Below are 6,661 nucleotides of genomic sequence, written 5' to 3' on the forward strand. Positions count from 1 at the left end.
CCTGACCGGGCCGGCCACACCCGGTTTCGCTACAGGCCGAGGCCGCGCCCGATGATCTCCTTCATGATCTCGGTGGTGCCGCCGTAGATGGTCTGCACCCGCCCGTCCAGCCAGGCCTTCGCGACCGGGTACTCCAGCATGAAGCCGTAGCCACCGTGCAGCTGCACGCACCGGTCGGCGACCCTGTTCTGCAGCTCCGTGGTCCACCACTTCGCCTTCGCCGCGTCGGTCACCGAGAGCCGCCCGGCGTTGAACTCGGCGACGCAGTGGTTGACGAAGGTGCGCGCGATGGTGACCTCGGTGTCCAGCTCGGCCAGGAGGAACCGGTTGTGCTGGAACTTCCCGATCGGCCGGCCGAACGCCTCCCGCGAACGGGCGTAGTCGAGGGTGACCGCGAGCAGCTTCTCCGCCGCCGCCACCGCGGCCACGGCGATGCTCAGCCGCTCCCGCGGCAGGTTGCCCATCAGGTGGTAGAAGCCGTGGTTCTCGGTGCCGATCAGGTTCTCCGCCGGCACCCGGCAGTCGTCGAAGAAGAGTTCGGCGGTGTCGTTGGCCTTCAGGCCGACCTTGGCCAGCCGCCGGCCCCGGCTGAATCCGGGCGTGCCGGTCTCCACCGCGACCAGACTCACCCCGTGCGCGCCCTGGTCCGGCGCGGTCCGCGCCACCACCACCACGAGGTCGGCCATCTCGCCGTTGGTGATGAAGGTCTTCTGGCCGTTGAGCACGAGCGCGTCGCCGTCGCGGACCGCGCTGGTGCGGACCCCGGCCAGGTCCGAGCCCGCGCCCGGTTCGCTCATCGCGATCGCGGTCACCAGGTCGCCGGAGCAGAAGCCGGGCAGCCAGCGCTTGCGCTGGTCGTCGGTGGTCAGCTCGGTGAGGTACGGCGCCACCACGTCGTTGTGCAGGCCGAAGCCGAGCCCCGAGCAGCCGGCGGAGACCACCTCCTCGACCAGCACCGCGTTGAACCGGAAGTCCTGCTGCCCACCGCCGCCGTACTCCGGGTCGACGTCCATGCCGAGCAGCCCGGCCACCCCGGCCTTGCGCCACACCTCCCGGTCGACGATGCCCTCGGCCTCCCAGCGCTCGTGGTGCGGAACCGCCTCGCGGGCCAGGAACTCCCGGCACAGGTCGCGGAACTCCTCGTGGACGGCTTCGTAGAGATGCTGCTCCATGCCGGCCAGTGTGGCACCGCTCACCCGCGCTGCCCAGGGGTCGACCGGCGCCGCCCGGCCGACGCCCCCGGCCGGCGGTCTGCATGATCGCGCGCGAACATGGATGTAGTGGTCACGGCGGCGTCAGGAGGCCACTACATCCCGGTTCGAGCGCGATCATGGACATGACGGGCGCCACGGGCGGAGCGACGGCGGTTATCGTGCCGGGGGCCGGGCCGCGTGGGTCGACCCCGTCAGGCGGCCAGGGCGCGCGCGCCGACGGTCAGGTCGGCCACCAGCCCCGCGTACGCGGCGCCCTGGTCGTCGGCCCGCAGCACCGCGGACGGGTGGATGGTGGCCAGCATCCGGGCGGCGGGCGCGTCGGCGACCTTGCCCGCGCTGTCCACCGGCACCCGGGTGAAATCCTGCGGGTTCTGGGCGGACGCCGGCCAGGGCAGCAGCTCGCCGCGCTGCCGGGTGACCCGGAACGACGGCCCGAGCAGCGCCTTGGCGGCGGTCGCGCCGAGCACCACCACCAGGTCCGGACGCAGCCGGGCGAACTCGGCGACCAGCCACGGGCGGCAGGCGGTGATGTGCACCCGGTCCGGGGTCTGGTGGATGCGCCGCCGGCCCCGCACCTCGTGCCGGAAGTGCTTGACGGCGTTCGTGATGTAGAGCTGCCCCGGGTCGAGCCCGGCGTCGTCGACCGCCTTGCGCAGCAGCCGCCCGGCCGGGCCGACGAAGGGCAGTCCCTTCTGGTCCTCCAGGTCGCCGGGCTGCTCACCGACGAAGACCACCCGGGCGCTCTCGTCGCCCCGGCCGAAGACCGTCTGGGTGGCGTCCCGGTAGAGCTCGCAGCCCTGGCAGCCGGCGGATGCGGCGCGCAGCTCGTCCAGGGTGTCGGCCTGCGGGGGGATGAACTGCTGGGCACCGGGTGCGTCGGTCTGCTCGGCCATGGCGACTGTTCTACCCCGCGTGGCGCCCGTCACGCGACGGGACCCGCCCGGCGCACCGGGCGGAATCATCCGGCGGCCACCCGCGCGGCCCGGCGATCGCGCCCCGCGACCTGGTCGGGACCACAGTGGGCGGTCAGGCGGTGAAACCGCGCTGGCCCGCCGGGCGTACCGCCCGCGCCACCGCGTCGGCGAGCGGCGCGACGTCGGCGGCGTCGAGCGGGCTCACGGTGATCCGGATGCCCGGGTCGGCGGCGATCCGGTAGAGCGCGCCCGGGGCGACCGACCAGCCGGCATCCCGCAGGGCGGTGACCGCGGTCGTCTCGTCCGGCACCGGCAGCCACACGTTGATGCCGGTGCGTCCGCACCCGGTCAGGCCCCGGGCGGCGAGCCCGGCCAGCAGGCCGGCACGGCGGCGTTCGTACTCGGCTCCGGCCCGGCCGACCAGCGCGGCGGTTGCCGGGTCGTCCCACATCGCCAGCACCAGGCGTTGCAGCACCGTGGAGACCCAGCCGGCGCCGACCCGGGCCCGCCCGGCGACCCGGGCCACGGTGGCCTCGTCGCCGGCCAGCACCGCCAGCCGCAGGTCGGGGCCGAACGGCTTGCTCACCGACCGGACGAAGGCCCACGACGGGGTCGCCCCGGCGAGCGGGTGCAGCGGCACCCGGGCCAGCTCGGCGGCGTGGTCGTCCTCGATCAGCAGCAGGTCGGGCCGGCCGGCGAGCAGCTCGCGCAGCGCGCCGGCCCGGTCGGCGGAGACGGCGGCGCCGGTGGGGTTCTGGGCGCGGCTGGTGACCACCAGGGCCCGCGCCCCGAGGGCCAGCGCGTCGCGCACCCCGGCCTCGGTGGGCCCCTCCGCGTCCACCGGCACGGCGATCGGACGCAGCCCCAGCGCGGCGACCAGGTCGAGCAGGTTGGCCCAGCCCGGGTCCTCCACCGCGACCGCGTCACCGGGGCGCAGGTGGGCGGCGAGCAGCCGCTCGATGCCGTCCAGCGCGCCGCCGGTGACGGTCAGGTCGTCGGCCGGCACGCCGTCGGCGGTGAGCCGCTCCCGGGCGGCGGCGGCCAGGCCGGGGACCACGGCGTCGGTCGCGTACCCGGTGGGCGGGCCGATCTCGGCGGCCAGCGCGGCCAGGTGCGGGCCGAGCGGGGGCAGCAGCCGGGGGTCCGGCCGGCCGAGGGACAGGTCCCGGGTGCCGGGGGCGGGCGGCGGGTGCAGCACGGCGCGGCGGCCCGCGACCGGCGGCCGGGGGCGTACCCGGGTGCCGTGCCGGCCGGCGGTGACGATCAGGCCGCGCCGGCGCAGCTCCTGGTAGGCCCGGGCGACGGTGGCCGGGCTGACCGCCAGCTCGAGGGCGAGGGCGCGGACCGCGGGCAGGGCGGCGCCGGCGTCGAGCGCGCCCGTGCGGATGCCGGTTTCCACGCTGGCCGAAATGGCGGCCGACGTCGCCCCGCTGATCTGATAACGTACTGCCACAACTCCGAGATTGTACTAGAACAAAGGTGGGATGTCGCATGTACCCCCCGACCGCGCGGACCACCGCCAGCCGCTCCCGCGACCGGATGAGCTACGACCGGGCCGCCGCCCACGCGGTGCTCGACGAGGCCCACCACTGCGTGCTCGGCTTCGTCTCCGACGGCGAGCCGCGGCTGCTGCCCACGCTGCACGTACGCGTCGGCGACACCCTCTACCTGCACGGCTCCACCGGCAGCCGGCCGCTGCTCGCCGCCCGGGGCGACGCCGGGCTGGCGGTCTGCGTCACCGTCACCCTGCTCGACGGCTTCGTCTACGCCCGCTCCCAGTTCCACCACAGCGCCAACTACCGCTCGGTGGTGGCGCACGGCACCGCCCACCTCGTCACCGACGACGGCGAGAAGCGCGCGGCGATGACCGCGCTGGTGGAGAAGGTCGGCCTCGGCCGCGGCGCCGACAGCCGCCCACCGAACCGCCGTGAGCTGGCCGAGACCGCGGTGCTGGCGCTGCCCCTGCGCGAGGTGTCGGTGCGCTCCCGCAGCGGCGGGGTCAGCGAGGACCCGGCCGATGCGGACCTGCCGTACTGGGCCGGGGTGGTGCCGCTTCGGCTGGCCGCCGGGGTGCCCGAACCGGACGCCGGGGTGACCGCGCCGGTGCCGGCGTACCTCCGTCCGGCCCGGTCGCCCTGGCTGGAGCCGGCGGTGCTGCGCGGCGAGCACGTCGTGCTGGAACCGCTCGACCTGGCCCACGCCGGGGAGCTGTACACCGCGCTCGACGACCCGGAGGTGTGGCGCTACATCGGCAGCCCCCGGCCGACGAGCGTGGCCGAGATGGCCGACCACGTCCGGGCCGCGCTGGACGCCCACCAGCGGGGCGTGCGGGTGCCGTGGGTGCAGCGGTGCGCCGCCACCGGTGCGGTGGTCGGCACCACCTCCTACTACGAGCCCGACGAGGGGCTGCGGTCGGTGGAGATCGGCTTCACCCAGCTCGGGCGGGCGTGGTGGCGCACCGGGATCAACACCGAGGCGAAGCTGCTGCTGCTCACCCGCGCCTTCGAGGAGCTGGACGCGGTCCGGGTCACCTGGCAGACCAGCACCCTCAACGAGCGCTCGCAGCGGGCCATCGAACGGCTCGGCGCCACCCGGGAGGGCACCCTGCGGGCCAACCGCCGCCGCTCCGACGGCACCTGGCGAAACTCGGCGCTCTACTCGATGCTGGCCGACGAGTGGCCGAACGCACAGGTCAGCCTCCGGAAAAGGCTTCGCGCGGCCGCACCGGTGGGGTGAGGATGGCGGGCGTGCTGGGCATCACCGACATCTGGACGTACCTGCTGGGAACCGTGGCGATCATCCTGCTGCCCGGGCCCAACTCGCTCTTCGTGCTCTCCACCGCGGCGAAGCGGGGGGTGGGGGCCGGTTACCGGGCCGCCGGCGGGGTGTTCGTCGGCGACTCGGTGCTGATGATCCTCTCCGCCGCCGGGGTGGCGTCGGTGCTCCAGGCGTACCCGCCGCTCTTCCTGGTGATCAAGTACGCCGGCGCGGCGTACCTCGGATATGTCGGGCTGACGATGCTGCGCGGCGCCTGGCGGCGCTGGCGCGACCGCAACGACCCGGCGGCCCCGCGCCTGATCGACGCCGCGGAGCCGGCGGCGATGCGCAGCCCGTTCCGCAAGGCGCTGGTGATCAGCCTGCTCAACCCCAAGGCGATCCTCTTCTTCATCTCGTTCTTCATCCAGTTCGTCGACCCCGGCTACGCCTGGCCGGCGCTGTCGTTCCTGCTGCTCGGGTTGATCGCCCAGGTGACCAGCGCGCTCTACCTCACCGCGCTGATCTTCGCCGGCACGTTCCTCGCGGCGCAGTTCCGGCGCCGGCGGCGGCTGGCCGCGGGCGCCACCACCGGCGTCGGCGTGCTCTTCCTCGGCTTCGGCCTCAAGCTCGCCACCGCCTCGGTGTAGCCGGCTCAGGTGCCGTCGCCGCCGCCCCCGCCGATGCCGCCGCCACCCGCGGTGCCGCCCAGGCCGTAACCGGGTGCGACCGGGTGGTCCGGCCGGCGGCTGACGTGGGCCGACTCGGTGATGTTGGCCGACCAGTGGGCGTGGGCGGCGGCCGCCGCGTGCCGGTTGATCGCCTCCCGCAGCCAGCCGTCCACGACGGCGACCCAGTCCCGCTGGTCGTCGCCGAGGTGCCAGATCCGGAACCGGCTGATGCTCTGGTGGGTGATGCCCGCCAGGGAGAGCCGCCGGTCCATCCAGAGGAGCACCTCCAGGCCCGCGGAGTTCGCCACGAAGATCAGTTCCAGCTCGGTGATCGGGCCGGCGTAGAGCGGCCCCACCCAGAAACCGAGCCGCTGGTGCAGCGGGAGGACCTGCTCGACCCCGGGCAGCCGCCCCTGCACCAGGCCCGCCTGGCGCATCGCGAAACCGAGCGTGTCCAGCGCGGCCAGGATGTGCAGCTGGGTCGGGAGCGGGTGGACGAAGACCGGCACCATCGCGCCCTGGTCCAGGTCCGGGTCGACGGAGACCTCGGTCCGCAGCCCGGTACGCAGGCTCAGCAGCGGCACCCCGCCGAAGATGGTCACCGGGGTCTCCCAGGGCAGCGGCACGGCGAAGTCGATCGCCCGCCGCCGTCCCGCCGGCACCACGAACCGGCCCGCGACCGGCACCTGGTGGTACTGCACCAGGCGGCGGGGCGCACCGGGATCCTCCGGTTCGGCCTGGGCGACCAGCCCGAGCCGGACGTGCCGCACCGGGACGTCCTCCGGCCCGGCGGTGAGCATCACCCGCCCCGGCAGGCGCAGCCCGGGACGGGTGCCCGCGTTGGTCAGGGTGGTGCTCACCGACAGCCCGGTCCACCCGGACTCCCGCGACACCCCGGTCAGCCGCACGCCCTGCTCCCCGTCTCCGGCCGGCACCGACGCGCGAGCTTTCCCGGTCCCCGGCCGGCCACGCCTCGCCCGGCCGCGCCGGCTTGATCCACACGATTTGCGGCGTGTCGCGCCTCCGCGCGGCTTGGGCTCAAGTGGTTGTTGCAACGGGGTGGATTCTCGTGAGGATGGGGATTCATGCCGGGGAAGCGGTTGTCGTC

At 74.9% G+C, this 6,661-nt stretch carries 6 protein-coding genes; 2 read left to right on the forward strand and 4 right to left on the reverse strand.

All coding sequences use genetic code 11. The features are described from left to right. Positions 1–29: 29 nt before the first annotated feature. The 3 genes from AC5L3Z_RS18830 to AC5L3Z_RS18840 form a co-directional block, all read right to left on the reverse strand. A complete protein-coding gene (locus AC5L3Z_RS18830; RefSeq protein WP_494843710.1) occupies positions 30–1,172 on the reverse strand; it encodes an acyl-CoA dehydrogenase family protein in 1,143 nt (380 codons plus the stop codon). A 233-nt stretch (positions 1,173–1,405) separates the two neighbouring features. Next, a complete protein-coding gene (locus tag AC5L3Z_RS18835; RefSeq protein WP_494843712.1) occupies positions 1,406–2,107 on the reverse strand; it encodes a UdgX family uracil-DNA binding protein in 702 nt (233 codons plus the stop codon). 133 nt (positions 2,108–2,240) lie between these two features. Beyond that, positions 2,241–3,581, reverse strand: coding sequence for an aminotransferase class I/II-fold pyridoxal phosphate-dependent enzyme (locus tag AC5L3Z_RS18840; protein WP_494843714.1), 1,341 nt, complete (start codon positions 3,579–3,581; stop codon positions 2,241–2,243). Positions 3,582–3,619: 38 nt separating this feature from the next. Between AC5L3Z_RS18840 and AC5L3Z_RS18845 the strand changes: the two genes are divergently transcribed. Both AC5L3Z_RS18845 and leuE read left to right on the forward strand, forming a co-directional pair. Further along, entirely contained in the window at positions 3,620–4,864 is a 1,245-nt protein-coding gene (locus AC5L3Z_RS18845; protein WP_494843716.1) for a bifunctional pyridoxamine 5'-phosphate oxidase family protein/GNAT family N-acetyltransferase, read from the forward strand. A 2-nt stretch (positions 4,865–4,866) separates the two neighbouring features. Further along, the gene (gene leuE / locus AC5L3Z_RS18850; RefSeq protein WP_494843718.1) at positions 4,867–5,532 is read left to right on the forward strand and encodes a leucine efflux protein LeuE; all 666 of its coding nucleotides are present in this window, start codon (positions 4,867–4,869) and stop codon (positions 5,530–5,532) included. Between the two features lie 5 nt (positions 5,533–5,537). Here the strand turns inward: leuE and AC5L3Z_RS18855 are convergent, their stop codons facing one another. Next, a complete protein-coding gene (locus AC5L3Z_RS18855) occupies positions 5,538–6,461 on the reverse strand; it encodes a sporulation protein (protein WP_494843720.1) in 924 nt (307 codons plus the stop codon). Positions 6,462–6,661 lie beyond the last annotated feature (200 nt).

Source organism: Micromonospora sp. LZ37, assembly GCF_059359015.1.